General features: G+C 58.1%; 22 protein-coding genes and 2 pseudogenes. 9 read left to right on the top strand and 15 right to left on the bottom strand.

The genetic code is table 11. From position 1 onward, the window contains the following. The first annotated feature begins 100 nt into the window (after positions 1–100). A complete protein-coding gene (locus ACF8FB_RS01325) occupies positions 101–463 on the top strand; it encodes a histone-like nucleoid-structuring protein, MvaT/MvaU family (protein WP_392510883.1) in 363 nt (120 codons plus the stop codon). A 324-nt stretch (positions 464–787) separates the two neighbouring features. On the opposite strand, the gene ACF8FB_RS01320 is transcribed toward ACF8FB_RS01325, so the two are convergent. Together ACF8FB_RS01320 and ACF8FB_RS01315 are read right to left on the bottom strand one after the other, a co-directional pair. Further along, positions 788–1,579: a hypothetical protein gene (locus ACF8FB_RS01320; RefSeq protein WP_392510881.1), complete on the bottom strand. Its 792-nt coding sequence runs from the start codon at positions 1,577–1,579 to the stop codon at positions 788–790. Next, a complete protein-coding gene (locus ACF8FB_RS01315) occupies positions 1,576–2,268 on the bottom strand; it encodes an HAD family hydrolase (protein ID WP_392510880.1) in 693 nt (230 codons plus the stop codon). The genes ACF8FB_RS01320 and ACF8FB_RS01315 overlap by 4 nt, the downstream gene beginning before the upstream one ends. 211 nt (positions 2,269–2,479) lie before the next feature. Here ACF8FB_RS01315 and ACF8FB_RS01310 point away from each other — a divergent pair, with 211 nt between their 5' ends. From ACF8FB_RS01310 to ACF8FB_RS01295, 4 genes and pseudogenes are all read left to right on the top strand, one after another. Beyond that, positions 2,480–2,689, top strand: a complete 210-nt coding sequence (locus tag ACF8FB_RS01310) for a hypothetical protein (RefSeq protein WP_392510878.1) — start codon at positions 2,480–2,482, stop codon at positions 2,687–2,689. 15 nt (positions 2,690–2,704) lie between these two features. Then, a pseudogene (locus tag ACF8FB_RS01305) lies at positions 2,705–2,866 on the top strand (transcriptional regulator); the annotation flags it as partial. A gap of 47 nt (positions 2,867–2,913) precedes the next feature. Beyond that, the gene (locus tag ACF8FB_RS01300) at positions 2,914–3,123 is read left to right on the top strand and encodes a hypothetical protein (RefSeq protein ID WP_392510966.1); all 210 of its coding nucleotides are present in this window, start codon (positions 2,914–2,916) and stop codon (positions 3,121–3,123) included. A gap of 187 nt (positions 3,124–3,310) precedes the next feature. Next, positions 3,311–4,222, top strand: coding sequence for a hypothetical protein (locus ACF8FB_RS01295; protein WP_392510876.1), 912 nt, complete (start codon positions 3,311–3,313; stop codon positions 4,220–4,222). Between the two features lie 118 nt (positions 4,223–4,340). Here ACF8FB_RS01295 and ACF8FB_RS01290 read toward each other — a convergent pair whose 3' ends face one another. The 3 genes from ACF8FB_RS01290 to ACF8FB_RS01280 all read right to left on the bottom strand — a co-directional run bounded on the left by ACF8FB_RS01290 (position 4,341) and on the right by ACF8FB_RS01280 (position 6,962). Continuing rightward, positions 4,341–4,673 (bottom strand): hypothetical protein, encoded by a 333-nt coding sequence (locus ACF8FB_RS01290; RefSeq protein ID WP_392510874.1) that lies wholly within the window; start codon positions 4,671–4,673, stop codon positions 4,341–4,343. A 534-nt stretch (positions 4,674–5,207) separates the two neighbouring features. Further along, positions 5,208–6,146 carry a hypothetical protein gene (locus ACF8FB_RS01285; RefSeq protein ID WP_392510873.1) on the bottom strand — a complete coding sequence of 313 codons (939 nt, stop codon included), beginning with the start codon at positions 6,144–6,146 and terminating at the stop codon, positions 5,208–5,210. 336 nt (positions 6,147–6,482) lie between these two features. Then, positions 6,483–6,962, bottom strand: coding sequence for a hypothetical protein (locus ACF8FB_RS01280; RefSeq protein ID WP_392510871.1), 480 nt, complete (start codon positions 6,960–6,962; stop codon positions 6,483–6,485). 410 nt (positions 6,963–7,372) lie between these two features. Between ACF8FB_RS01280 and ACF8FB_RS01275 the strand changes: the two genes are divergently transcribed. Then, positions 7,373–8,851, top strand: coding sequence for an AAA family ATPase (locus ACF8FB_RS01275; RefSeq protein WP_392510869.1), 1,479 nt, complete (start codon positions 7,373–7,375; stop codon positions 8,849–8,851). Then, complete coding sequence (locus ACF8FB_RS01270) at positions 8,848–9,495, top strand: HNH endonuclease (protein WP_392510867.1); 648 nt, start codon at positions 8,848–8,850, stop codon at positions 9,493–9,495. Before ACF8FB_RS01275 ends, ACF8FB_RS01270 begins: the two co-directional genes overlap by 4 nt. 398 nt (positions 9,496–9,893) lie before the next feature. Here ACF8FB_RS01270 and ACF8FB_RS01265 read toward each other — a convergent pair. Both ACF8FB_RS01265 and ACF8FB_RS01260 read right to left on the bottom strand, forming a co-directional pair. Further along, positions 9,894–10,628 (bottom strand): annotated as a pseudogene (locus ACF8FB_RS01265) (glutamate synthase-related protein); the annotation flags it as partial. 213 nt (positions 10,629–10,841) lie between these two features. Further along, the gene (locus tag ACF8FB_RS01260) at positions 10,842–15,122 is read right to left on the bottom strand and encodes a DEAD/DEAH box helicase (protein WP_392510865.1); all 4,281 of its coding nucleotides are present in this window, start codon (positions 15,120–15,122) and stop codon (positions 10,842–10,844) included. Between the two features lie 136 nt (positions 15,123–15,258). On the opposite strand from ACF8FB_RS01260, the gene ACF8FB_RS01255 reads away from it, so the two are divergent. Next, entirely contained in the window at positions 15,259–15,672 is a 414-nt protein-coding gene (locus tag ACF8FB_RS01255) for an NUDIX domain-containing protein (RefSeq protein ID WP_003254983.1), read from the top strand. On the opposite strand, the gene metR is transcribed toward ACF8FB_RS01255, so the two are convergent. Continuing rightward, the gene (gene metR, locus ACF8FB_RS01250) at positions 15,656–16,573 is read right to left on the bottom strand and encodes a transcriptional regulator MetR (protein ID WP_003254981.1); all 918 of its coding nucleotides are present in this window, start codon (positions 16,571–16,573) and stop codon (positions 15,656–15,658) included. The genes ACF8FB_RS01255 and metR overlap by 17 nt on opposite strands. A 195-nt stretch (positions 16,574–16,768) precedes the next feature. Between metR and ACF8FB_RS01245 the strand changes: the two genes are divergently transcribed. Further along, positions 16,769–17,764, top strand: coding sequence for an alpha/beta fold hydrolase (locus tag ACF8FB_RS01245; protein ID WP_064492334.1), 996 nt, complete (start codon positions 16,769–16,771; stop codon positions 17,762–17,764). Between the two features lie 17 nt (positions 17,765–17,781). Here ACF8FB_RS01245 and ACF8FB_RS01240 read toward each other — a convergent pair whose 3' ends face one another. The 7 genes from ACF8FB_RS01240 to ACF8FB_RS01210 form a co-directional block, all read right to left on the bottom strand. Next, positions 17,782–18,117, bottom strand: coding sequence for a GlpM family protein (locus ACF8FB_RS01240; protein WP_010952237.1), 336 nt, complete (start codon positions 18,115–18,117; stop codon positions 17,782–17,784). A gap of 23 nt (positions 18,118–18,140) precedes the next feature. Then, positions 18,141–19,469: a sigma-54-dependent transcriptional regulator gene (locus tag ACF8FB_RS01235; protein WP_392510862.1), complete on the bottom strand. Its 1,329-nt coding sequence runs from the start codon at positions 19,467–19,469 to the stop codon at positions 18,141–18,143. Further along, positions 19,466–21,370, bottom strand: a complete 1,905-nt coding sequence (locus ACF8FB_RS01230; RefSeq protein WP_019438135.1) for an ATP-binding protein — start codon at positions 21,368–21,370, stop codon at positions 19,466–19,468. Before ACF8FB_RS01230 ends, ACF8FB_RS01235 begins: the two co-directional genes overlap by 4 nt. 68 nt (positions 21,371–21,438) lie before the next feature. Next, positions 21,439–22,173 (bottom strand): amino acid ABC transporter ATP-binding protein, encoded by a 735-nt coding sequence (locus ACF8FB_RS01225; RefSeq protein ID WP_021781956.1) that lies wholly within the window; start codon positions 22,171–22,173, stop codon positions 21,439–21,441. Next, positions 22,170–22,841 carry an amino acid ABC transporter permease gene (locus tag ACF8FB_RS01220; protein WP_010952241.1) on the bottom strand — a complete coding sequence of 224 codons (672 nt, stop codon included), beginning with the start codon at positions 22,839–22,841 and terminating at the stop codon, positions 22,170–22,172. The genes ACF8FB_RS01225 and ACF8FB_RS01220 overlap by 4 nt, the downstream gene beginning before the upstream one ends. Further along, positions 22,842–23,588 carry an amino acid ABC transporter permease gene (locus tag ACF8FB_RS01215; protein ID WP_010952242.1) on the bottom strand — a complete coding sequence of 249 codons (747 nt, stop codon included), beginning with the start codon at positions 23,586–23,588 and terminating at the stop codon, positions 22,842–22,844. 145 nt (positions 23,589–23,733) lie between these two features. Next, complete coding sequence (locus ACF8FB_RS01210) at positions 23,734–24,651, bottom strand: glutamate/aspartate ABC transporter substrate-binding protein (RefSeq protein WP_049588510.1); 918 nt, start codon at positions 24,649–24,651, stop codon at positions 23,734–23,736. Between the last annotated feature and the right edge of the window lie 70 nt (positions 24,652–24,721).

The raw sequence follows: 24,721 nt of genomic DNA, 5'->3' as shown, positions 1-24,721 counted from the left end.
AACCATAGTCAGATTCGATTCCGGAGGCTAGAAGCTTTACTGCAATGCTAGGAAAAGCTAGCCTAGATTAGATTTTTTGCCTGTCCATATGGGAGTTTCAATGTCACGTCTAGCAGAATTTCGTCACCTTGAGCAGCAACTGGCTGTACAGCTCGCAGAGCTCGAAGCCCTGAAGGGCTCTTCTGAGCTGCAGAAAGAAATCGAATTTGAGACCAAATTGCGTGACCTGCTGGCCGAATACGGCTTTAGCCTGCGCGATGTCATAAATCTGCTGGATCCGCAGACTGGTCGCCGCGCAGCACCAGCTGCCGTAGAGAAGACGCCGCGTCGTGCTCGCCAGGTGAAGCAGTACAAAAACCCGCACAACGGCGAGATCATCGAAACCAAAGGCGGCAATCACAAGCTGCTGAAAGAGTGGAAGGCTCAGTACGGTGCTGATGAAGTGGAGTCTTGGTTGGTCTAATCAGCTTTCCTGAGCGTGCATGAAACCGCCTACGGGCGGTTTTTGCATATATGGTGGGCATTCCATGCAAGATGCAGTTTGCCAACGTTGGCACTTCAACGAGGACTCGTTATGCAGGACGACCTAAAAGCGCAGCAGCTGGTAGCCCTGAGGGGATTTCACTACTGCGACCTTCAGAAGAGGCTGCAGCGTTGAAGAGGCTCGTGCAAGACCTGCAAGCGGCAGGTGAGCATCCATTGCTGGCGGATGTGTTCAAAAGCGTTCTGGAGGATAGGTGGTGCAGTGATGAGCCGGACACTGGGGCGCCGGCCTGATTGTGTGGGGCTAGATTGCACCAATCTCTTCAGCAAACCATGCTGGCAGACCTGGCTCAACCCAGCCATCTCGCCTTGAAGACACCTCTACTAGGTCTAAGCCTTTCAGCCGCGTTAGTTCTTTTTCGGCCTCTCTAGTCTCCAGCCCCGTAAAAGTCTTAAATTCGCTACTGGGCTGTGAACCCAGGATCAGCAAGTTCAAGACCGCCGGGCCTGTGGTTGCCCTAACACCAGCATCCAATATGAGCTTGCTGCTATTGAAGACGTGGAGAACTCGTTCGCGAAGTTTTTTGCGGTTGAATGCCTCAAGGGTGTAGTCGACCCCTTCGAGGCAAGTCATGAGCTTGAATTCCAGCAGCTCGATTTCACTTGCGTGCATCTGGTTCCAGCGGCTGATTGCCCTGGGCAAGCGCCACAGGTGGGGATTAAGGCCAAGCAGCGCGAAGCTGTGCCTAATGTTTGTCCACGCGGCGCCGTACCCTATTGGTTCGCTGATAAGCATCTGATCGTGATGGCCCAATACCGCGACGATGCGACGGCGAGGATCGATAGCTGGATCAGGACGAAGGTTCTTTTGGTCAGATCCGAGCTTCGTGGCATCCCATACCTGAGTCAGCGACGCATCTGCCACCTCAATGAGCTTCGCTAGACAGCTGGCGGTTTGGGGCGCAATAAGGCCATTCAACTCCGCTGCCTTCCTTGCCAGCTCTTCGGCACTGGCCAAGATGGAAGGCGGGATGAACAGTGAGGGAGGTGCTCCCCAGTAGTTGCCGCCCGTACTTGAAGATGGATGCTGGCTCATCGACCCAACTCCCTAGGTGCGTTCCGCGTGAATGAGCCTGGCGACTGACTTCGCTCAGTGGACTGCGCGACAACCAGCTCAGCGAACTGCACGAGGTTTCGGATGGCTCCGGTACCAGATCGATCAAGATGAAAGCCTTTGATGCCAACAGCTCGAGGGCCATCTCGGTCGCAGCGCGGTGAATCGCCCATCATGGCTACCTGAGCGGAATCCCCGAACAAGTGTCCAGGGACAACTCCAAGATCACGGCATACGGCGCGGTAGATTACAGGGTCAGGCTTGGTGACCCCGAGCTCGTAGCTGAACGAGTAGGCATTGAGGTCTGGCAGGAGCCTCTTTACTGCCGGCCCATAGGGAGCAGCTAGGTTGCTGCAGGCAGCGGTGGCGATCCCGTGCTCACGGAGAAGGGTGATCGCATCGTACGCATCCTGGAGCACCTCGATTGATTCGATTTCGCGCTGTAGGGCTGACTCGATTTCAGCCATGCGCATCGCTGCGACTTGGATGCCGAGGAGGTCAGCAGCTTCTCGAATCCCTGCATTGAGGGTCATCAGTTTGTGGGCATCGCCTGGACTAGGGCGACGACCATGTCTGGCACCCTCTCGCAGTAACTGGCGATACGGATGCGAGGGGGCGGTGATCCTGAGGGTTGTGCCGAAGGCGTCGAAGATAACTGCTGTGATTGCCATGCCTATCTCCATATCGACTGCCGGTTTCGCGGATTTCTCAGAACTCTGAAGGCCCTGGTGTGCCTGGGCTGTAGCGAAGAAACTGCCGAAATTTTGCAGATTTTTTTGCGGATATTCTTCAGCGGCATCTGGGCTTGGGTGTGAACGATTCCTCGGTACATGAGTACCCTTAGCACCAGCACTAGGATGCCACATCACTGAGGCTCAAGAAGTGAAGAGAACGCTGTTGGGTATGGCTGAAGTCGGCGAGCCACTGTTGAGGCAGGCGCTAGAAGCAATTCGAGCCCACAACGAAGCACAGGCTCAAGCGCGGCCAGCTGCAGAAATCGAACGCCTTCGCCTCGAGGCTGACCACCTGTACCAGACCGTGATCGACTACCAGCTGCACCAGGCAGGCACCTTAGGTGAGCCGATTCATTAGGGAGAGGGCTCTGCTGTGGAGATTCGCCAAATCCGTAACGAAGATGAGTACCGAGCAGCCCTGAAAGAGGTCTCGCCACTTTTCGACAGTGAGCCAGAACCTGGTACCGAACAGGCTAAGGCTTTCGAAGCGATGGTTTTGCTAATCGAAGCATACGAGGCCGAGCATTATCCTGTTGTTACCAACACCGAGCCACCTAGGCACAGGTCATCGGAGTAACCATGATGAAGAAGAATCTCAGCAAGGTTTTGCTTCCAGGCCATCCGATGTACAACGATGCAGTAGATGCTTTTAAACGGTACCACCAGGCTCAAGCAGAAAGTGTGATGGGTGCTGAACTGGAGCGCCTTCGTCTGATGGCGATGCATCGGTTTCAAGCGGTCACCGACTATCAGTTGCGTGTGCTCGCTGGGCCTGCAGAGCCCAGCCACTAGATGACTTTGCTACATGCTGCACTGAGTAGTGAACGCATTAGGGTTCTTGACTTATGGAAAACCTCACGACGGTGCTTTCTGCCCTGTAACCAAGAAACGTGCTGATATGTTGAGGTGATTGGGGTTGGCCGGACTTTGTGGTAGATTTTGCTTAGTTGACTCTGTGGAAGAAGTAAGTTGAGGGATTATGATTAAAGATATGCCAATACCGGACGAGTTTTTTGAGGCTGGTAGAGAGCTGTTGGATTTTGCTTGGGGTACGGTCTTCGATCTTTTTACAAATTTGGATCAGGCAGAATATTTTGGATATGACAAAGCTGAGGTTACTGAACCGTACTGGGAGGCTGCAAAGCGACGGTTAAGCACGGCCCTCGCAATTGCACAGCAAGGTGTTGAGTTGCTGTTGAAAGGTAAGATTTGTCAAATATCGCCGTATCTTCTTATTGGTGACGAGTCCACGAAATGGCCTTCACCTTATAAGGGGAAAGATATTAGTTTTAACGACTTTCGGATGCCCGATGCTCAAGAGTTAATCCGGATCTATGATACCTGTGCTGGTATGCCTTTATCTGATGAGTTCAGAGCTAAGTATCACACGCAGCGAGAAAGGCGAAACGTCATCATGCATTCAACAGGTAAAAATTTTGTGGTGCATGCCATTGAGGTTGTTGAAGCTGTTCTATTCCCCTATCGTGAGCTATTTCCAGACGATAGTTGGCTTGTTCATCGCAAGCGTTTTTTGCAAACGGCGCCAGACTCAGAGCTTGGGAGTGGTGACTTTGCAAGTAATAGGGTTTGCTTAGAGGCTCATATAGTTGTTGAGCAGCTTTCGCCTTCGTTGGTTCACAAATATTTCAATATTGATAAAAAGCAGCACCGATTTTATTGTCCGCATTGCCTGCAGGACGCTAGTACTGATGAACCGTTCGAGCATCGCCTTGCAGTATTGGCTCCAAAGAATAATAAGTCTAAGCGAGTGTACTGCTTTGTGTGCAACAAGAGGCACAAGGTCGTTAGGAGTGCTTGTAGCGCAGAGTGTGGCAGTAGCGTTTTAGATGAAGATGGCACTTGTCTTTTATGTGGTGAAAGTGATTACTGAAAAATTCGTAAGTGGTGCACTCAGTCGTCGCAGATGAAAGCCTCCAGGGCCGGGAAATCGGCTCTGCCGAAGGCTCAGTTAAGTGCTACATGCACCAGTAAGCGCAACTAAAGTTGTACTACAACGCTTTCAGCATTCGCATCAGGCCATGATGCTCCCATACAGACAACAGAGCAATCGGGTCTACCCGATCCCCTTGATCGAAATCCCAACACCGGCCATCCGGGCTCACGCACCGCTCGCAGTAGTCCAGCTCATCGCAGTCGTTGTAGATCGTGATCCGCCACCCCTCTACATCGATCTCGAAATGACAGGCGTAGAGCTGCTCCCAGGACTGGCTACCGACCTTGGTCATTGTCCGGCGTCCGAGCACCACCTCTCGCAGCACCTGGCAGACTTCCCGGGCCGTCAGCGCGCCAGGGGAAGTGTCATCGCAGTCGTCTAGAGTCATACGCAGCTGTTCTCGATCATTGGATCGAGGATATTACCTTTCCCATAGAGGAGCGAGGTCGTGGCTTCAATCGACGAAAGCTTGGATGAGGCTCGCATCATTGAAAGGGCCCTAGTGCGTATCAAAGCCATCGGCTTAGCGAAGGGCGTAGACGAGGTCACGTACAGGTTTGGCATTGCTACCGGATATATCGCGGCAGCCCTAGATTGCGGAATCTTGAGCAACGATCAGTGGGAGCGGCTTCTGATCCTTACTGAAGAGGCCCAGGAATCACACCCGCGCTCGAACGGTAGCTCAGGTAGGTTTGATTGACGGTCGGATGCAGAGAGAAACCGTCGGATTGCAGCTGGGATTTTGAGTGGCCCCATTACGGGTAATCGTACTCGAGATGGGATTCTCAGCTACCGCTATGCGAGCCTTTCGGTAGGGCGGGTCGCTTTTACCTGTCTGTGGCCGTCTGATTTCTCAGAAAAGGTGGGGCCGGGACGAAGATCCCTGTTTTCTTATCCGAAGGCATGACCAGCATTGGAAGAGCTACTCCGCACAGAGAGAACTACTTACGTATCGTTTTCCAATGTTGGTAATGGAGTGGTTCTTCTTTTCCAGTTCAATTCTGACATCATCCCACTCAAGAAGAAGCATTATTGGTTTTTGACCGGAGGCGTGAAGTGCTGAGCTGTACGCACCGACAACAGATGCCTTTCCGTCATTTTGTTCTGCATACTTCGCAAGATATAGCTCTACTGTTGCTCTGGCCTGATCAATAGTAGGCTTTGTCAGCTTTCTTACCTCCTCATGGATGTTACTGATGGCACCCATGTATGACCTTACGGCTTTTTTGATGTCAATATCATTTGGGAGTTCATCGAGCACGTTTTTCTTGAATTTGCTATTTTCCGCCAGTCGAGACTTTAGGGCGTAAATGCCAATATTAAATACTAAGTTTTTTGCTTGTTTTTGGTCGTCCAAAATCCAGCGATCAGGATTTGTAACTTTGTGGATGGCGACGCCGCTGTGGCTTACGTGATTTCTCAAGGCCTCCATCAAGCGATAGTCTAGAGATGCTTCATACTCCTTGTTAGTCAGTAGCTTAACCGTTTCTTCGATCTGCTGATTACTTCCTAAACATTTCGAAGCTTTGGATGCTATCAGTTCTGTGTAGTTCTTGCCTGAGAGAATGAAGTTTACAGTGCGCCTGTTGAGTGTTGATGTCAATTCATAAGCTCTCTGGTAGTCGAATCTGTGGTCTACCACTTTTTCGGCTGTTAGCAGTAGAAGCTCTTTTTCAAGGTCAAGAAAGTTTCCGATGGCAAGGTCGTAGCTCTCCTCCATGTTCAAGGCTGCTGACAGGGTTTGGCGAGAGCTTGCAATTTGTGAATACTCACCTTCGGTTATTTTTAAGATGGGAAATTGTCCGAGTGCGGCTACTTTAAGGAAATAATCATACTCGAAGATGTTTTTCGTACTAGGCATTATTACCTATCTCTATGGACTTGATGGGGGCGCTAAGGCTTTACGCTGGCTGCGACCAGTTCTGCGATTCCCTGGCGCACGACGTCGATGTTGTCATCCAAGGTAGTTAAAGCACCATTTACGTTCCCAACCACAGTACTAGCTCCTCGATCACCGACCCATTTGGCGAGCTCTTCAACTGCAGCTCTGAGTGCATCCTGGTTGTGACTGAGGCGTTCTAGTACTTCTGCTGCTGTTCGGAGCTCTTTCATGCGGGCACGCTAGGGCTATGAGGTAGAGCAACGGTAGCTCACAACCTACCTTCCGTACAACGTTGTGTCGCTTCCCTTAGCCTCATTACTGTGCCCTGCTCGTCTGCGACTCGAGCCAGCAGCGAAGTCTTTCCCTCGGAAAGTCAGGCATAGCATTGAGCGCGCCAAGCAGCATATCGACAACATATTGAAAGTCATGGGCATTAGGAAACCAGTCTTCGAGTTCGATATTACAGTATTTTGATTCCCCCAGAGACCAAGCTATAACCATGTCAGATGCAGCGCGGAAGTGACTTGCCATGTAAACCTCGCGCTCTGAAGGCCAACCACGGCGCTGCAGTTCCAGACGGGCATCTGAAATACCCTCGGTGCCTAAGAATTTGATGGTCTCCGGGTAGTGGATACCTGCAAGCGAGATCCTGACACTCCCAGTCCCCTTGTCCCAGTAGGATAAGTAGTGCCATCCACCAGTGGTTTCGCCAGCCCAAGGAAAATTAATAGCAGCTTGACCAGTGATGTAGTGCTCATGAGTTACTCTGCTGAAATTCGTGTCGGAGCTTTTCATGTCCCTGATTACCATGCTTGGAGGGGCGGAGGAGCCCAACAGGAATATCTTAGCACGTAGGGCGATTGAGCTCTTTAGCTAGGTAGTAAGTGATGTCGAAGGCTGGCCATTTCACTGTGATCACTTGCCCAACTATGGGAAACTCGATGCCCTTTCCGAACAGCTGGAGCAAGAAATTGGGGGTCAGAAGCCGCTACTTCAGCGTCCTCAATTCGTCCTCTCCTGATGCAGAGCCGTCATTCGCGGGGAGAGTTTGGGGGGGATTACATCACAGCGAGACCTGAAGAGATCGAGGATTAGTCACTGTTGACTATGCTCGTGTGCTTTCCGGTGTTAAGACCCAGTCCGGTAGTGGCACTGCGCTACATCTCATTGTAGTATCTGCCCAACTACCGCCATGGATAAATCCTGTGACTCGAAAATCCTATCTCCTCGAAAGTGCGTACTTTGATTTCGGCAGTGGTTCACGGAACTGTGTGCGATTCATTGGTGAAAGCGCTAACGTTAAGAAAACTCATATTACTTTTCTAGTCGGGGCCAATGGCACTGGTAAAAGTCGGATGCTCGCAAGCGTAGTAGATGCATTTAATGATCTGCATGAGCGATATTCAACTGTTGGGAAGCGTCATCGCTACATTTCTTCAAATGCTCATAATTTGCCTTGTTCGGATATTGTCGCTCGACATGGCGGTGATGTGAGTGAAACTACATTCGAAACAGCTCAGGGTGAACTGTTTAGCTATCCTGCATTCCCCTCCAAGGTACTTGCAATATCAAATCTAGTAATCGATAAGTTCCCTTTTCGCCGTGATACCACGAATGAGGATCAATTCTATCACTATCTGGGCGTGAGGCAGGCAACCAATTTGACGACAACCGGCTCTGCAGATAGAGCGGTGGCCGAAGCTGTGATACGGATGCTCTCGGATGACAAAAGATTAAAGGCCTTCAATTCGTGGGTGGACATAGTATTCGGAGGAGAGAGGGAGATAGGGTTTGGGTTTACATTGTTTAAGTTAAGGGAGATTCAAAAATTTCTTAAGTCAGATGATAGGCTTGAATACGTCAAAGTTCGCCTCGGTCGCCGCTTGGGAGCCCAAAGAATGGAGTCTACAACTGATGAGGAAATAGTTCTTCTAGCTAGGAACATTGAAGAGCTATTTGTATTGCTCGCGAAATATACCAAAGGTGAAGCGGAAGATAAAAGAAAAATAGGGTGGGTCGTTAGGCTGGCCTCGATTAGTAAAGAAGATAGGCAGAACATCAGTCGCTTGATCGTTGGCTTCTTAGCTGCAAGTCGCATCGGTATTTCGGTTTGGCCTAGTCTGTTATTCGAATCTTCCACATGGCTCAATTTCGAAGGGCTGAGTTCGGGGCAGCAAAACTTATTATCCGTTGGCGCTAAAGTTATCGCATTTTCAGCGCCAGGGTGTTTGGTCGTCATTGATGAGCCGGAAGTCAGCTTGAATGTTGTATGGCAGCAAAGATATATTGAATTGCTGCAAAAAACGTTGGTCGGCGCGCCTGGGAGTCATGTGATAATAGCAACGCATTCACCCCACATGCTTTCTAGTGCATCACTGGGGACTTCCAGTATTGTTACGATTGGAAAGAGCAATGGGGAGATGACGTTTGACGTTCAGGATGGGGTTTTCGAGGGCTGGGGCTCCGAATCGATCTTGTACAATGTTTTGCAAATCCCATCTGCTTCAAACTATCACCTCACCAGAGAGTTAGGGGCTGTCCTAAGGCACATACAAGAAGGCGGTAGAGATAAGGAGTTCCTTACGAGCTTTATGCATAAAGTCTCCAGGATTGATTATGCTGGTGTCGAGCCCTTGGAGTTAATTGTGCAAGAGGTTCGAGCTTATTTGGAGCGGCTGGCTTGAAAAAGTTGAAAGTTCCTGCCTATAACTGGAGAGTCGTTAAAGAGTTAAAGCGTTATGCGCTTACCACTAAGGCGAAAGACCCTTGGGGGCATGGTAAGAAATCCTCAAAAGATTTTAAACGGGAAATGACCGGTCTCATGCTCGTGGAGCAGTCGAAACGATGCGGTTATTGTGGATGTCGTTTGTTCGAAAAAAGACCACATAGAGATCACATTGCTCCGAAAGAAGATTATCAGCAATGGATGTTTTGGCCTGAGAATTTAGTGCTGACATGCTTTACCTGTAACACTGACCTGAAAAAGTCATTCGACCCAGTAGTCACAGTAGGGCATACCTACCGGCTAACTGAATTTTCATTTGTCCATCCTTACCTTGATACTCCCGCTGATCATATAGTTTTTACCTCTGCTGGTCTTGACCTTATTATTCAAGAAAAAGATGGGTCGTTGAAAGGTAAGAAAACAATTGAGATTTTTGATTTGGCTAGCGTTGAGCGTTCGAAGCAGCGTGCGAAAGATATAATGCATGATGAGGATGTAGAACATTTACATGGTAATTATCGTGATCTGTTAGAAAGTGCTATTGAGGCGCTACAGGCAAAATTAGTCACAGTAAAAGCGCGTTTTCCACGGGCAGGAGATTGATTGCAAACTTCGATTTTTCAGGCGTTGGCCCTGTGAGCGCTCTGTTGAGGGCAGTAACGCTGAAGAGCCCAGGAAGGACTTTCGATCGTCAATAACTCTCTGCCCAGCCCTCCAAAAACTCGGCGAGGCAGTTGCCGATGGCTTGGGACTGCACGAATGAGTCGGGTCGAAGGTGGCACGTGGCGTCTCAGGTAATTGAGTAAAAAATAGGGGATGTCATGGATGAAGCCCTGAGGGCATCTGGAGCTAGGGTCAACAAAGCGGTGATGTGGGATGCGCCGAGGTGTTGACCCCGTAAAACTGACTGAAAGGCCTGCAGGTTGAGGCGGACAAGGCGTTCCGGGGTAGTGTTATGCAAAAAAAATGTGGTCAACAGCTTGACTAGATAAGTTTATGCGCATCTTGATCTCGATCATGCGCACCTGAGGGCTGCGCGCCTGGGCGGCGAAGCGTTCGGGATCGAAGCGCCCATCTGGCGTGCGGCACCCGAAGTAGCCGCTGCCCAGTTCCCACACCAGGTCACCACCGTGCTCGCGATGGTAGGGGCTGATGCTGCCCTCGCCGGTGTCATGGTGGAAATTGCCCAGCTTGGCGCCCTGGTTGAGCGCACGGATGGCATTGGCGCTGAGCGAGCCGAAACTCATGGCCGAAATGTTGAAGATCGACGCGGAATACGGCTGGCCGCACTGCGGCCCACCGACGATGACACGGAAGCTGGTCGGGTCAGCCAGCGGTGCCGGGCGCATGGAGTGGCCGATAAACTCGAAACCGGATTCATATACGTCGATCAGGGTGCCGAAAGGTTTGTCCGAGGCTTCGTTCTTCGCCCGGGCATACACCAGCGAGCGCTGGGCGCGGGAGAAGGGCAGGGCATCGCTGTCGGACTCCAGCAGGTACTGGCGGATTTCCGGGCGAATGGCCTCGACCAGATAGCGGATGTTGCCGAGAATCGGGTAGTTGCGGCGTACGGCGTGGCGCTGCTGCAGCAGGTCGAACAGGCCGATCAGGCTGAGAATGCCTGTGGTCAGGGTGAACGGCCACAGCCATTCGTGGTGGCTGAAGGGGAGGCTCGCCAGGGTGAACAGCACACAGGCGGCGAAGAAGGCATAGCGACTGAGAAGTGACAGGCTCATACAGGGTCCTTGCGATGGCGCGGTCAGGCTCAGGGCCTGGGGGCAAACCCCGACCATAGCCAAGTTGCCGGGCGCTGCAAAATAAAATCGGGGTAGCGAAAATCATTCTCGAGCGTAGGAGCGGGTTCACCCGCGAAAGGGCCGGGCCTGCTGGCCAATTTCAACCGCCGTTCACCGTTGCCGCCGCTACCGTATTCGCGGGTAAACCCGCTCCTACAGGGGGGCGCGCAGCAGTTTCTGCCGCCAGCTTTCCTGCTCCTGTGCGCACGCCTCGACCAGATACGCGTAACGCCCGGCCATCCGCACCGCCACCGGTATCCCGTCGCGATACAGAAGCCGGTTGCCAATCACTGCCGGCACTTTCGCCCCGGGCAGCAACGAGCCGATCAGGTTCAGCGGGTCACCGGCGCTCACCACCTGCAGCGTTCCGTCCGGTTCACGTCGTCTCACTTGCCGCAGCAATACTACCGCCTCAGGCAAGGCGAACTGTTCACCGGCCAGCCCGGCAATGAAGCGCCCGCCCCGGATCTCGCCACGCGCTTCCAATCGGTGATAGCAGCGCAGCAGCTCACGCCAGGGCGGCAGTACATCACTCTCGCGCGCCAACAGCCGCCAGCAGATCACGCCATAGCGGCGCAGCAGCGTGCGGGCAATGTGCTCCAGGCCCTGGTCGTGATCCAGGGGCGCATCGCTGCGGCGCAGCAGGGCCCAACGTCCGGCATGCGCCATGCTGCTGGAAAGCGGCGGGTGGCCTCGGCGGCTGTTACGTGAGCTGCGCTTGGTTGCAGGCGTGATCAGGCTGCGCAAGCCAGTGAAACTGTCCGCCCCGGCCAGGCCCGAGCCCACCAGCTCCTGCAGTGCAGTTTCCAGTTCACTGGGCAGCAGGTGTGCCTCATGTGCCAGTTCATCGAAGAACAGCGCACCCTGGGTTTTCAGCGCTTCGTGCACACGTTGCGCACGTAGGCCAAGGGCGTCGACAGCAGGTGCGGGCGCCAGGCTGCGCCACGTGTTCAACTGGTCCCGCGGCAGCAACACCAGTGGGGTACTGGTCAACGTGCTGCTCGCCACTGTTGCCGCCAGCCGGCTCCAGGCAAACTGGCCGCTTCGGCAGGCTTCGTCGAGCCAGTGCGGACTGTAGTCTTTGATACGCGCCGGCAGCAGTTCCGCCTCCCAGGCCGCTGCGGCGCTGGGGAACCCTTGTAACTGGCCGAGCACTTCGGCCACCGCCTGCGGACCACGCAGGCGCTCGTCAGGCGCCAGGTGCTGCCAATCGAACAGAAAGCGCATGAAGTCTTGCAGGCTGACCGGTTCGATCTCGCGGCGCAGGCGTTTGACCGTGTAGCGGTGGATGCGTGCCAGCAAGTGGCGTTCGCACCATTGCAGGTCAGTTGCACCTGGGCTGAAATGCCCGCGCAGCACATAGCCTTCGGCTTCCAGGCGGGCCAGAGCCTGCTCGATATCGGTTACCGGTTTGCCCAATGGCGCAGCGATCTGCGCCAGGGTCTGGGGGCCATGGCCGCTCAGGCGGGCGCGCAGCAGTTCGCTCAGTGCGTGGTCGGGCTCGATGGGCTGGTCGAAGCCAGCGAGCCGTTCGAGCGCTGGCTCCCTGTGCGCTGTGGGGTACAGTGCCAGCAGCAGGTTCAGGCGTTCGCGGGCCAACCAGAGCTTGTCATCGGGCAGGCGCAAGGCACGCCCGGCCTTGGCCAGCTGCCTTAGCAGCACATCCCAGCAGGGGTTGGCATCTACCTCGACCTGACCGATGGCCCCCAGGCTCATCAATGCTTCGTGCATTTCGTCGGGATTGGCCGGCTGTGGCCAGGCCTCGGCCGCGACGGCAGCAATGGCATCAGCGTCCAGCGCGCCCAGGTCGTCGCTACTGTGCACGTCGTTCCAGCGCCGGTTGAGTACCGCCTGGGTACGTCGTTCTTCCAGTGGCGCATCGTCCAGAAAGGCATAAGGCCGGGCATTGAGAATCGCTGAAGCCAGCGGCGAGGGGGCGGGCAAATCCCTGCACAGCAAGCGCACTGCACCGCTTTCCATGCGCCGCAGCAGGGCCAGCCAGCCTTCGCTGTCCATTGCCTCATGCAGGCAATCGTCAAGGGTTTGCTCGACCAGCGGATGGTCGGGAATCTGCCGCTCGCCGACGATGTTTTCCAGGCAGGCGATCTGGTCGGGGAACACGGCGGCAACCAGGTCCTCACTCTTCATGCGCTGGATTTGTGGCGCCACCTTGCGTCCGCCCACAAAGCGCGGCAGTGCCATGGCCACGCCTGCATTCCAGCGCCAGCGCACGCCAAACAGCGGTGCATCGAGCAGGGCCTGGATGAGAATAGGCTCGGCGCTGCGGCTGTTCAGGTAACGCCACACTTCGTCCAGCTCGAAACTGTGGCTGGTCGACAGAGACAGCACGATGGCGTCCTCGCTGGCGGCAGCCTGCAGTTCGAAGTTGAAGGTGCGGCAGAAGCGCTTGCGCAGGGCCAGGCCCCAGGCGCGGTTGATGCGGCTACCGTAGGGTGAATGAATGATCAGTTGGGTCCCGCCGGACTCATCGAAAAAACGTTCCATCACCAGCGTATCCTGCGAGGGCAGGGCGCCAAGCACTTCACGGGTGCGGGCCAGGTAGTCGAGCAACTGGCCCGCACAAGCTTCGTCCAGTTCGAAGGTCGCCTGCAACCAGGCCAGTACCTCCACCGTGTCGCCGCCTGCCTGCGCCAGTTGCTGGTCGATTCGCGCCTGCAGCCGGGCCACGGCGGCAGACAGCTCGTCACTGCGCCCCGGCGCTTCACCCAGCCAGAACGGAATGGTCGGTGGCAGGCCATGAGCATCCTCTACCCGCACCCGGCCCGGCTCGACGCGCAGAATGCGATAGGAGGCGTTGCCCAGCTGGAAAATATCGCCGGCAATGCTTTCCACGGCAAAGTCTTCATTGATGCTGCCGATGTTCAGCGCCTGCGGTCCCAGCAACACGGCGTAGTCGGCGTTGTCGGGGATGGTGCCGCCGCTGGTCAGCGCGGTCAGTTGGCTGCCACGTCGGCCACGCAGCGTGCCGCTCACTGCGTCACGGTGCAAGTAGGCACTGCGCACACCCTGGCGGCCGTTGTAGCCCTCGGCGAGCATGCGCAGCAGGGCCTGGTAGTGGTGCTGGTCAAGCTCGGCGTAAGGTGTGGCCTGGCGCAGGCAATCCAGCAGATCCTGTTCGTGCCAGGCCTGGTTGCTGGCTTCTGCGACGATCTGCTGGGCCAGCACATCCAGCGGTGCCCGGGGGATGTGCAGTGCGTCCAGTTCGCCCTGTCGAACGCAGTCAAGCAAGGCAACGCATTCGATCAGGTCATCGCGTGAGGTAGGGAACAGGCGCCCCTTCGGCACACCATCGACCTGGTGTCCAGCGCGGCCAACCCGTTGCAGGAAGGCGGCAATCGAGCCCGGCGAGGCGACCTGGCAGACCAGGTCGATATCGCCGATATCAATGCCAAGCTCCAGCGATGCGGTCGCTACCAGCACCTGGAGCTGGCCGCTCTTGAGCCGCTGCTCCGCATCCAGGCGCAGCGCTTTGGACAGGCTGCCATGGTGTGCGGCAACCGCCTCCTTGCCCAGCCGGTCGCTGAGGTGGCGGGTGATACGTTCGGCCAGGCGCCGGGTGTTGACGAATACCAGCGTGGTGCGGTGTTCACGGGCAAGGGTGGCCAAGCAGTCATACACCAGGCCCCAGACATCAGTGGCCATCACCGCCCCCAGCGGTACCGGCGGCACTTCGATGGCCAGGTCACGCTTGCGGGCATGGCCGATATCGACAATGGCGCAGGGGCGCCCGCTACCCACCAGAAACTGTGCCACCCGTTCGACCGGGCGTTGGGTAGCGGACAGGCCGATCCGCCGCAGTGGTTTTTTGCACAAGGCTTGCAGGCGTTCCAAGGTCAGTGCCAGATGGGCGCCACGCTTGTTACCGGCCAAGGCATGGATTTCGTCGACGATTACCGTGTGCACATGGGCCAGGCCTTCACGGCCAGAAGCCGAGCCCATCAGCACGTAAAGCGATTCGGGGGTTGTCACCAGAATGTGCGGGGCCAGCTTGCGCATGGCGGCGCGTTCCTTCTGCGGTGTATCGCCGGTGCGTACCGCCGTGGTGATGCGTGGGGCGTTCAGGCCTTGCTCTGCAATGGCTTGGCTGATGCCTTCGAGCGGGGCCTGCAGGTTCAGACGAATGTCATTGGACAGGGCCTTCAGAGGTGAAACGTAGATCACCAGGGTCTGTGCGGGCAGTTCGCCCTGGTGCTTCATGCCTTCACGCAGCAGCTCATCAAGCACGGCCAGAAAAGCGCTCAGGGTCTTGCCTGAGCCGGTCGGCGCGGCCAGCAGCATGGATTGCCCGGCGTGGATCAACGGCCAGGCCTGTGCCTGGGCATCGGTGACCGTGGCGAAGTGGCGGCGGAACCAGGTGCTGACGGCAGGATGGAACAGCTCGAGCACCGGGTGGTGTTTGGCGGGCAGGTTCATGTGTTGTTTATGGAGGGTGTGCAACAGGTTGGCAAGGGGCCGCTCGTCTACCAGGCCGACACAGGAATGACCGGCCTTGTCAGGCCAATGACCCCATGGGATCCTCGCGGGTCATTTTATTCAGCGAGCCCACTTCATGCCCAACATCATCCGCATCGCCGCCGCCCTGCTGATCGACCCTCAGGGCCGCACGCTGCTGGTGCGCAAGCGTGGCACCGAGGCTTTCATGCAGCCAGGCGGCAAGATCGATGCCGGTGAAACGCCGGTACAGGCGCTGGTGCGCGAGTTGCAGGAGGAACTGGGCCTGCGCATCGACCCGGCTCAGGCCATGCACCTGGGCCAGTTCAGTGCCCCCGCCGCCAACGAACCAGGCTTCGAAGTGCAAGCCGAGCTGTTCCGTGTCGACAGCGCCGCTGCCGTGGTGCCGGCCGCAGAGATCGAGGAGGTGGTCTGGCTGGCAGCAGATCAGGCGCCCGTCATGCCACTGGCTCCCCTGACCCGCGACTTGATCCTGCCGCTGTATCGCCAGGCGCTCAACGCACCGCGCTGACGCCGTCGAGGGTGGCGAACGAGGTGTCCTTGGCCGTCAGCAAAAAGTCGCGCATGTAAGGGGCATCGAGCATGTCGGTGCGTACGGCGGCATAAAGCGTGGCAAACAGGCCTTTCTCGCCCAGGCGTTTGCCCTTCACATAGCCGCGCGAGCTGTACTCGTGCAGTGCCCAATGCGGCATGCCGCATACGCCACGGCCGCTGGCCACCAGTTGCATCATCATCACCGTCAGCTCCGAGGTACGCACGGCGGCTGGCTCGATATCGGCGGGCTCCAGGAAGCGGGTGAAGATGTCCAGGCGATCGCGCTCCACCGGGTAGGTGATCAGCGTCTGGTCGAGCAAGTCTTGCGGCACGATGTAAGGCTTGCTGGCCAGCGGGTGCTGGTTGGCCACTGCCAGCATCGCCTCGTAGGTGAACAGCGGCACATAAGTGATGCCTGCCAGGTCCACTGGGTCGGAGGTCACCACCAGGTCAAGGTCGCCGCGGGCCAGGGCCGGCAGCGGGGCGAAGGCAAAGCCCGAGGCCAGGTCCAGTTCCACTTCCGGCCAGGCATCACGGAACTGGTCGATGGTCGGCATCAGCCACTGGAAGCAACTGTGGCATTCGATTGCCATGTGCAGGCGTCCGGCCGTGCCTCCGGCCAGGCGTGCGATGTCACGTTCGGCACTGCGCAGCAACGGCAGGGTGGCATCAGCCAGTTGCAGCAGACGCAGCCCGGCGCTGGTGAAGCGGATTGGCTTGGTCTTGCGCACGAAAATCGGGAGGCCCAGGCGCTCTTCCAGCTCCTTGAACTGGTGCGACAACGCCGACTGGGTCAGGTGCAGGCGTTCGGCGGCCTCCACCAGGCTGTCGGCTTCGCGCAGGGCATGAAGGGTTTTCAGGTGACGGATCTCCAGCACAGATGACTCCGGGGTGTGGAATTGAAGAAACAGGGAATGAATTGAGTTTCTCTCATGATGCGGCATCTGTCGACTGGGCGATCGTCGCACCGCCTGGCGGGAGTCATAAAACTGTCACCGAACTGTGGCAGCGCGCCCGAACAGAATTCATCAGACTCGCGCTCTACTGGGGATCTGCATTCTGGTGTTTCTTTCATGCGGGCTTTTTGGTTTTTTCTTTTCTTTCTGTTCAGCGCACCGGCGAGTTTCGCCGAACAGCGCTGTGACGCCCATGTGCCGGTGCAGCGTGCCGAACTCGGTGCCGTCAGCCTGGTGTACCAGAGCGTCGGTGCGCCACGCGACCCGGCCTTGCTGCTGGTCATGGGCTTGGGCGGGCAGCTGATTCATTGGCCAGACGACGTGGTCGAGGCATTGTGCCGCCAAGGTTTTCGGGTGATCCGCTATGACAACCGCGATGTCGGCCTGTCACGCTGGAACCAGGTGCCACCGCACGCCAACCTGACGCTCGAACTGTTGCGTTACAAGCTGGGCCTGCCCGTGTCGGCGCCCTACACGCTGACTGATATGGCCGATGACGGCTTGCACCTGATGGACGCGTTGGGCGTGCGCCAGTTTCATGTATTGGGTGTGAGCATGGGCGGCATGATTGCCCAGCACCTGGCGGCGATGGCGCCCGAGCGTGTGCGCAGCCTGACGCTGGTCATGTCCAGTTCAGGGGCGGCGGGGCTCCCGGCGCCGGACCCGGCGCTGGTGCAGTTGCTGGCCCGGCGCAGCGCACCGAACCGTGAAGTGGCAATCGAGCAGCAGGCCGACCTGCTGGCGGCCTTGGGCAGCCCTGAGGTACGGGACGACCGCGAGGTGTTGCTGCACCAGGCGGCGCAGGCCTACGACCGGGCGTTCAACCCTGACGGGGCCAAGCGCCAGATCATGGCGATACTGGCCGAGCCGAGCCGCGTCGAGTTGCTCAACCAGTTGCGAGTGCCGACCCTGGTGGTACACGGCACGGCTGATCCGTTATTGCCGGTGATGCATGGCGTGCACTTGGCGGCGCATATCCGGGGCAGCCAGTTGCGCTTGATCCCGGGGCTGGCGCACCGTTTCCAGGAGCCGTTCAAGGCGCCGTTACTGGGGGCGGTGTTGCCTTATTTGCAGGCGCACAGGCAAGAGGTCACGCACATCGCAGGGCTCTGAATCGGCGTCGATTTCGCTTAGTGCATCCGCACCCACACAGTCACCAGCACGGTCGCGGCGATCAGCCAGGCCACTGTGGCCAGCGCCATCGAAGCCTCGAGGCGCAAGCGGTCGACCAGTACATACAGGGTTGCCAGGTACACGAAATACGGAATGATCGACCACATGCCAAACAGGATGGTGGTCTTGAGGTCGGCAATGCTGCGCCCCTTGCCGACGATGTAGTGGGCAATCAGGGCGAAGGTGGGGAACAGCGGCACCAGCCCTGCGATGTAGTAGTTGCGCGTTTTCGACAGCACTGCCAGCAACAGCACCACGCCTGCGCCCAGGGCCGCTTTGAATACCAGGTCCACGTTGTTTTCCAGTTTGGGTTCAGTCAGGCGAGGCCGTATTTTTTCACTTTGTCGAACAGCGTGGTCTTGGCCATGCCCAGCTCCTGGCTGGCCTGGCTCAGGTTGCCACCCGTGCGTTGCAGGGCATCAGTGAGCAGGTTGCGTTCGAATGCTTCCACCGCCTCGGCAAAAAGCAGGCCTTGGTTGGCACCACCGCTGGGGCCTTTCTTGAACGCTGGCAGGCCGAGGGCATAGCGTTCGGCCACGTTGCGCAACTCGCGCACGTTGCCTGGCCAGTCGTGGGCCATCAGGCGCGACAGGGTCTGGCTGTCCAGTGTCGGTGTTTCCCGATCAAAGCGCAGGGCCGACTGCTGCAGGAAATGTTCGAACAACTGCAGGATGTCTTCACGGCGCTCACGCAGCGGCGGCAGCTCCAGGGTGACCACGTTCAGCCGGTAATACAGGTCGCTGCGGAACTGGCCGCTCTGGCCCAGGGCATCAAGGTCCGCCTTTGTCGCGGCGATCACCCGGCAATCCACCGGGATGCTCTGGTTCGAGCCCAATCGTTCCAGGGTGCGCTCCTGCAGCACGCGCAGCAGCTTGATCTGCAGGTTGATCGGCATGCTCTCCACTTCATCGAGGAACAGCGTGCCGCCGTTGGCGTGTTCGATCTTGCCGATGCGGCGTTTGCCGGCACCGGTGAAGGCGTTGGCCTCGTGGCCGAATATCTCGCTTTCAAACAGGTTTTCCGGCAGGCCGCCACAGTTCAGCGCCACGAACGGGTGGCTCTGGCGGCGGCTGAAGTCGTGCAGGCAGCGTGCGACCAGCTCTTTGCCGGTGCCGGTCTCGCCTTCGATCAGCACGTTGGCTGAGGTGTCGGCGACGTTGGCGATCAGTTCGCGCAAGTGCTCCATGGCCGGTGAGCGACCAATGATGCGTCCCTCCAGGCTGCTCTGTTCGGCCAGCTGGCGGCGCAGGGCCACCACTTCGCGTGACAGCCCGCGCTGTTCCAGCGCGCGGCGTACCACTTCGACCAGGCGCTCGGGGGAGAACGGTTTTTCCATGAAGTCGTAGGCGCCGTTACGCATGGCGCCAACGGCCATGTCGATATCGCCATGGCCAGTGATCAGCACCACCGGCAGGCTGCGGTCACGGACCTTGAGGCGATTGAGCAGCTCCAGGCCATCAATACCCGGCAGGCGGATATCGCTGACGACAATGCCGGCAAAATCGTCGCCGATGCGTTCCAGCGCCTGTTCGGCGCTGCCTACGCCCTCGCAGGCGATATCCTCCAGGGCCAGCGCCTGCTGGCAGCCGAGCAGCACATGCGGGTCGTCTTCGACGATCAGGACGGTAAGAGGCGCTTGGTTCATGGATGCTCTGCCGATTCGCTAGGGGGTGAAACCAGGGGCAGGGCCAGGACGAAGGCCGTGCCGCCGGTGACGGGATGCTCGACGTTCAGGCTTCCCTTGGCGGCGGCGGCAAGGCTCGCCGACAGGGTCAGGCCCAGGCCCAGGCCATGCTCGCCCGGTTTGGTGGTAAAGAAAGGTTCGAACAGGTGCTTGCGCGCTTCGGGGTCGATACCGTGGCCGTTGTCGCGCACCTGCAAACGGTACTTGTCACCCTGCAACTCGCCTTCCAGCCATAGCTCAGGCTGCGGTTGCGCGGCCATGGCGTCAAGGGCATTCCCGATCAGGTTGACCAGAATCTGCTCCAGGCGGGTCTGGTCGATGGCCAGTTGCTGGTCCTCGAACTGGTGGTGCAATTGCAAATGACAGGCACTGATGCGGTTGGCCAGCACCTGCAGGGTGGCCTCTACTGCCTTGGCCAGTGAAGCCTGGCCGCTGTCATCGCCGCGCCGGGCGAACGAGCGAAGGCTGGCGGTGATGCGGCCCATGCGGTCGATCAGGTCATTCATGGTGCGCAGGTTGGTGCTGGCGGTTTCCAGCGCCCCGCGCTCGAGGAAGCGCACTGTATTGCCAGAAAGGGTGCGCAGCGCAGCCAGTGGCTGGTTCAGCTCGTGGGCAATGCTGGTGGACATCTGCCCGATGGCGGCCAGCTTACCTGCCTGCACCAGCTCATCCTGGGCGTGGCGCAAGGTCTGCTCGGCATGCCGGCGCTCGCGAATCTGGCCCTTGAGGCGTTCGTTGCTGGCGCGCAGGTCGGCGGTGCGTTCGGCAATCCGCCGCTCCAGCTGGCTGTTGGCCTCTTCAAGGGCTTCGCGGGCCGCCAGGCGGGTGGCGATCACTTTGCGCCGCTCGTTCCAGGCAATGCCGAGGATCGCCAGCAAGGCAAAGGCCACGCCCACCAGAATGCCCTGCACCATGGATTCGCGACGCAGGTCCTGCAGTGGGGTCAGCAGGGTGAAATGCCAGGGGGTGTCGACCAGGCGCCTGGTTTGCGCCAGATAGGCCACTTCGTGCGGTTTGCCATGAGCGGTTTCGGTGTTGGCCGGGAAGGTCAGTTTTTCCACACCATCGGCCAGGGTTTCCCGGGCCAGGGGCTGCAATTCGTTCAGCGGCCACCAGTAGTACTGCAGGCTTCGCGCCAGTCGCTCCTTGATTTGCGGGGTCAGCGGGCGCACCGACTTGAGGCGCCGGGCCGGGTCGCTGGAGAGAATGATGATGCCATTCTCGTCGCTGACGAACGCCTCCAGGCGGGCACGCTGCCAGCGCTCCTCGAGGGTGTCCAGGCGCACCTTGATCACCGCAACGCCTATGATCTTGCCGTGCTCCTCAAGCCCATGGGCCAGGTAATAGCCAGCCTCGCCCGTGGTACTGCCGATGCCGTAGAACCGCCCTGGCTCGCCGCGCACGGCAGTCTGGAAGTAGGCGCGGAACGACAGGTCTTCACCCAGGAACGAGTCGGCATCGCGCCAGTTGCTGGTGGCCTGTACCCGGCCATTGGTGTCGAGGACGAAGATGGCCCGACTGCGACTGCGACGGTTCAGGCCTTCAAGGTATTCGTTGACCGTCTGGCGTGAGGCGCCGTCCGGGTCGGTGAGCAGGTGCGAGACGCTGTCTTCCAGCTCCAGCAGGCTCGGCAAGTAGGTGTACTTGCTGATTTCGCTTTCGACCGTGCGTGCGTGCAGCTCCAGCTGGCGTTCCCCGTTTTCGCTGAGGGTGCGGATACCATTGCTCTCGCTGATCAGGTAGCCAGCCATTCCCAGGCCGACCATCAGCAGGATGATCAGTGGTGGTAACAGCAATTGACGGATCAGGCGGGAATTCACGGCAGGCTTGGCAGGGCGAAGTAGCGAGGGATCGCATTTCATCACAGTGGCCTTGTTACGACCAGCTTCCGCTGCCTGGTGGGTCCCTGGCAGCGGAAGCTGTGGCCGGGTCAGTGCTGCAGGATCTTGCTGAGGAAGTGCTGGGTGCGCTGGTCGCGGGCGCTCTGGTCACCGAAGAACTCTTCCTTGGTGCAGTCTTCGATGATGCTGCCCTTGTCCATGAAGATGACCCGGTTGGCGACTTTGCGGGCAAAGCCCATCTCGTGGGTTACGCACATCATGGTCATGCCTTCTTGGGCCAGTTGCACCATCACGTCCAGTACCTCGCTGACCATTTCCGGGTCCAGTGCGGAGGTAGGTTCGTCGAACAGCATGACGATCGGGTCCATCGCCAGGGCGCGGGCGATTGCCACGCGCTGCTGCTGGCCACCGGAGAGCTGGCCGGGGTGTTTCTTGGCATGGGCACTGAGGCCTACACGGTCGAGCAGCGCCAGGCCCTTCTTGGTGGCTTCCGCCTCGCTGCGGCCCAGTACCTTGCGCTGGGCAATGGTCAGGTTCTCGGTGATGGTCAGGTGCGGGAACAGCTCGAAGTGCTGGAACACCATGCCCACGCGCGAGCGCAGCTTGGGCAGGTTGGTCTTCGGGTCGGCAATCGAAGTGCCATCGACCACGATGTCGCCCTTCTGGAACGGCTCCAGCGCGTTGACGCACTTGATCAGGGTGGACTTGCCCGAGCCCGACGGGCCACAGACCACCACCACCTCACCTTTCTTGACCTCGGTGCTGCAGTCGGTCAGTACCTGGAAGTCGCCGTACCACTTGTTGACGTTCTTGATGGAAATCATACGGAGATCCTTTTTTGCAGGCGCTTGACCAGCCACGAAGCGGAGAAGCTGATGAGGAAGTAGACGACGCCGGCGAAGATCAGGAACTCATGGGAGCGCCCGATGATGTCGCCGTTGGAGCGTGCCGAGTTGAGGAAGTCGACCAGGCCCACGGTGTATACCAGCGAGGTGTCCTGGAACAGGATGATGCTCTGCTGCAGCAGCAGCGGGGTCATCTTGCGGAAGGCCTGGGGCAGGATGATCAGACGCATGGTCTGCGCGTAGTTCATGCCCAGCGCTTGTGCGGCGCCCATCTGGCCCTTGGAGATCGACTGCACACCGGCGCGGACGATTTCGCAGAAATACGCGGCCTCGAACATCATGAAGGCGACCACGCAGGAGGTGAAGGCACCCACCGGGGTATCTTCGCCGGTGATCCAGCGCAGCACGAACGGTACCGCCAGGTAGAACCAGGTGATCACCAGCAGCAGCGGAATCGAGCGGAAGTAGTTGACGTAGGCGCCGGCCAGGTTCGACAGCAGTTTGCTTGACGACAGGCGCATCAGTGCCAGGATGGTGCCCAGCACGATACCGCCGATGACTCCCATGACCATCAGTTTGAGGGTCATGACCATGCCCTCCCAGAGGGCAGGCAGGGCGGGGATGATTTCGCTGAAATCCATTTCCATTTACTTGCCCCCCACGGAAATCAGGCCAGGCACGGCGACTTTCTTCTCGACCATGCGCATGAGCAGCATCAGGCCCATGTTCAGGGTGAAGTAGATCAGCGTGGCCAAAGTGAACGCCTCGAACAGGTTGGCGGAAAACTCTGCGGTCTGTTTGGTCTGCGCCAGCAGCTCCATCAGGCCGATCAGCGACGCCACCGAGGAGTTCTTGAATACGTTGAGGAACTCGGAGGTGAGCGGCGGAATGATGATCCGGTAGGCTTGCGGCAGCAGCACATTGTTGTAGATCTGCGGGAGGCTGAAGCCCATGGCGCGGGCGGCAGCTTCCTGGCCTTTGGGCAGCGCCTGGATACCGGTACGCACTTGCTCACAGACGCGCGCGGCGGTGAACAGGCCCAGGCAGATGACCACGCTGATCAGCGCCGAAGTGGTCGGGTTGAGGTCCTGCTTGAACCATTCCTGCAAGCCTTCTGGCAGCAGGTCCGGTACCAGGAAGTACCAGATGAACAGTTGCACCAGCAGTGGCACGTTGCGGAACAGTTCCACGTAGGCGGTGGCGATACCCGATACCAGGCGGTTCGGTACGGTACGCATGACACCGAGGAGCGACCCCAGCAGCAGCGCGATGATCCAGGCGGTGATGGCGATGGCGATGGTCCAGCCCAGGCCGGTGATGTACCAGTCCAGATAGGTTTCGCTGCCCACGCCGGTGGACTTGAAGAACACGCCCCAGTCCCAGTTGTAATTCATCGGGATTTCCCCTCAGACGGTTGTTTCACGGGCACCTTCGAGCATCCGGGGGCGCAAGGCGCCCACGGATGAAAGGTTAGACACTAATGAGTGGCCTGCAGAATTGATTCGTGCTCGTGAGCACCAGGCCACTATTTACTGAGGATCAGGACTTCTTCTCGTCCGCAGCCTTGTCGGTCGGCTCGGCGATCAGTTTTTTCAGCTCTTCGCTCATCTGGAAGTTGAGGTTCAGACCTTTAGGCGGGATCGGCTGCATGAACCACTTCTCGTAGCTCTTGTTGACTTCGCCCGACTTGAAGTAGGCAACGATGGCGTCGTCGACCGCTTTCTTGAACGCAGCGTCATCCTTGCGCACCATGCAGCCGTAGATTTCGTACGACTGAGGGGTACCGGTGATGACCCAGTCCGCTGGCTTGCGCGCCTTGGCCATTTCACCGGCGAGCAGGGCGTCGTCCATCATGAAGGCCACGGCGCGGCCGCTTTCGAGCATGTTGAAGGCTTCACCGTGGTCCTTGGCGGAAATCACGTTCATCTTCATCTGCTTGTCGGCGTTCATCGCCTTGAGGATGCGCTCGGAGGTGGTACCGGCGGTGGTCACCACGTTCTTGCCGGCCAGGTCCGGGAAGTCTTTGTATGCAGGCTGACCGTCCTTGACCTTGGTCAACAGGCGGGTACCGACTTCGAAGATGCCGACCGAGAAGCCAACCTGTTGCTGGCGCTCGACGTTGTTGGTGGTGGAGCCACACTCCAGGTCGACGGTGCCGTTCTGCACCAGCGGAATACGGGTTTGCGAGGTGACCAGGTTGTAACGGACCTTGATGTCCGTGCCCAGTTGCTTTTTCAGCGCGTCGACGACGGCCAGCTGGATGTCATGCGAATAACCGACGGGCTCGGGTTTGCCGGCCAGGTAGGAAAATGGAATGGAGGAGTCGCGGTGCCCCAGTGTGATGGTGCCCGATTCCTTGATCTTCTTCAGGGTGCCGGTGAGCTCCTCGGCCATGGCCGGCGAAGCGATGACTGCAGCCGCGATGGCTGCGCCCAGCAATTGACGAACGATACGCATCAAATTTTCCTCGACGTGTTTGTTTTTTTTATGGAGCCGTTGGCGGACTCTTCGTTCAACGAATACAGCA

Origin of the sequence: Pseudomonas sp. yb_2, from assembly GCF_043103905.1 — a bacterium.
In the GTDB taxonomy this organism is placed as follows: domain Bacteria; phylum Pseudomonadota; class Gammaproteobacteria; order Pseudomonadales; family Pseudomonadaceae; genus Aquipseudomonas; species Aquipseudomonas alloputida.
The sequence above is the reverse complement of the archived record's forward strand: the minus strand, read 5'-3'. Positions and strand labels throughout refer to the sequence as shown.

Bases quoted from the DNA above. Each gene is read 5' to 3' on its own strand.
- ACF8FB_RS01315 (WP_392510880.1), bottom strand. From the start codon at position 2,268: ATGGCAATCACAGCAGTTATCTTCGACGCCTTCGGCACAACCCTCAGG.
- ACF8FB_RS01290 (WP_392510874.1), bottom strand. From the start codon at position 4,673: ATGACTCTAGACGACTGCGATGACACTTCCCCTGGCGCGCTGACGGCC.
- ACF8FB_RS01220 (WP_010952241.1), bottom strand. From the start codon at position 22,841: ATGGAAATGGATTTCAGCGAAATCATCCCCGCCCTGCCTGCCCTCTGG.
- ACF8FB_RS01295 (WP_392510876.1), top strand. From the start codon at position 3,311: ATGATTAAAGATATGCCAATACCGGACGAGTTTTTTGAGGCTGGTAGA.
- ACF8FB_RS01320 (WP_392510881.1), bottom strand. From the start codon at position 1,579: ATGAGCCAGCATCCATCTTCAAGTACGGGCGGCAACTACTGGGGAGCA.
- ACF8FB_RS01230 (WP_019438135.1), bottom strand. From the start codon at position 21,370: ATGAAATGCGATCCCTCGCTACTTCGCCCTGCCAAGCCTGCCGTGAAT.
- ACF8FB_RS01225 (WP_021781956.1), bottom strand. From the start codon at position 22,173: ATGATTTCCATCAAGAACGTCAACAAGTGGTACGGCGACTTCCAGGTA.
- ACF8FB_RS01255 (WP_003254983.1), top strand. From the start codon at position 15,259: ATGCCCAACATCATCCGCATCGCCGCCGCCCTGCTGATCGACCCTCAG.
- ACF8FB_RS01235 (WP_392510862.1), bottom strand. From the start codon at position 19,469: ATGAACCAAGCGCCTCTTACCGTCCTGATCGTCGAAGACGACCCGCAT.
- ACF8FB_RS01300 (WP_392510966.1), top strand. From the start codon at position 2,914: ATGAAGAAGAATCTCAGCAAGGTTTTGCTTCCAGGCCATCCGATGTAC.
- ACF8FB_RS01245 (WP_064492334.1), top strand. From the start codon at position 16,769: ATGCGGGCTTTTTGGTTTTTTCTTTTCTTTCTGTTCAGCGCACCGGCG.
- ACF8FB_RS01325 (WP_392510883.1), top strand. From the start codon at position 101: ATGTCACGTCTAGCAGAATTTCGTCACCTTGAGCAGCAACTGGCTGTA.
- ACF8FB_RS01285 (WP_392510873.1), bottom strand. From the start codon at position 6,146: ATGCCTAGTACGAAAAACATCTTCGAGTATGATTATTTCCTTAAAGTA.
- ACF8FB_RS01260 (WP_392510865.1), bottom strand. From the start codon at position 15,122: ATGAACCTGCCCGCCAAACACCACCCGGTGCTCGAGCTGTTCCATCCT.
- ACF8FB_RS01210 (WP_049588510.1), bottom strand. From the start codon at position 24,651: ATGCGTATCGTTCGTCAATTGCTGGGCGCAGCCATCGCGGCTGCAGTC.
- ACF8FB_RS01215 (WP_010952242.1), bottom strand. From the start codon at position 23,588: ATGAATTACAACTGGGACTGGGGCGTGTTCTTCAAGTCCACCGGCGTG.
- ACF8FB_RS01280 (WP_392510871.1), bottom strand. From the start codon at position 6,962: ATGAAAAGCTCCGACACGAATTTCAGCAGAGTAACTCATGAGCACTAC.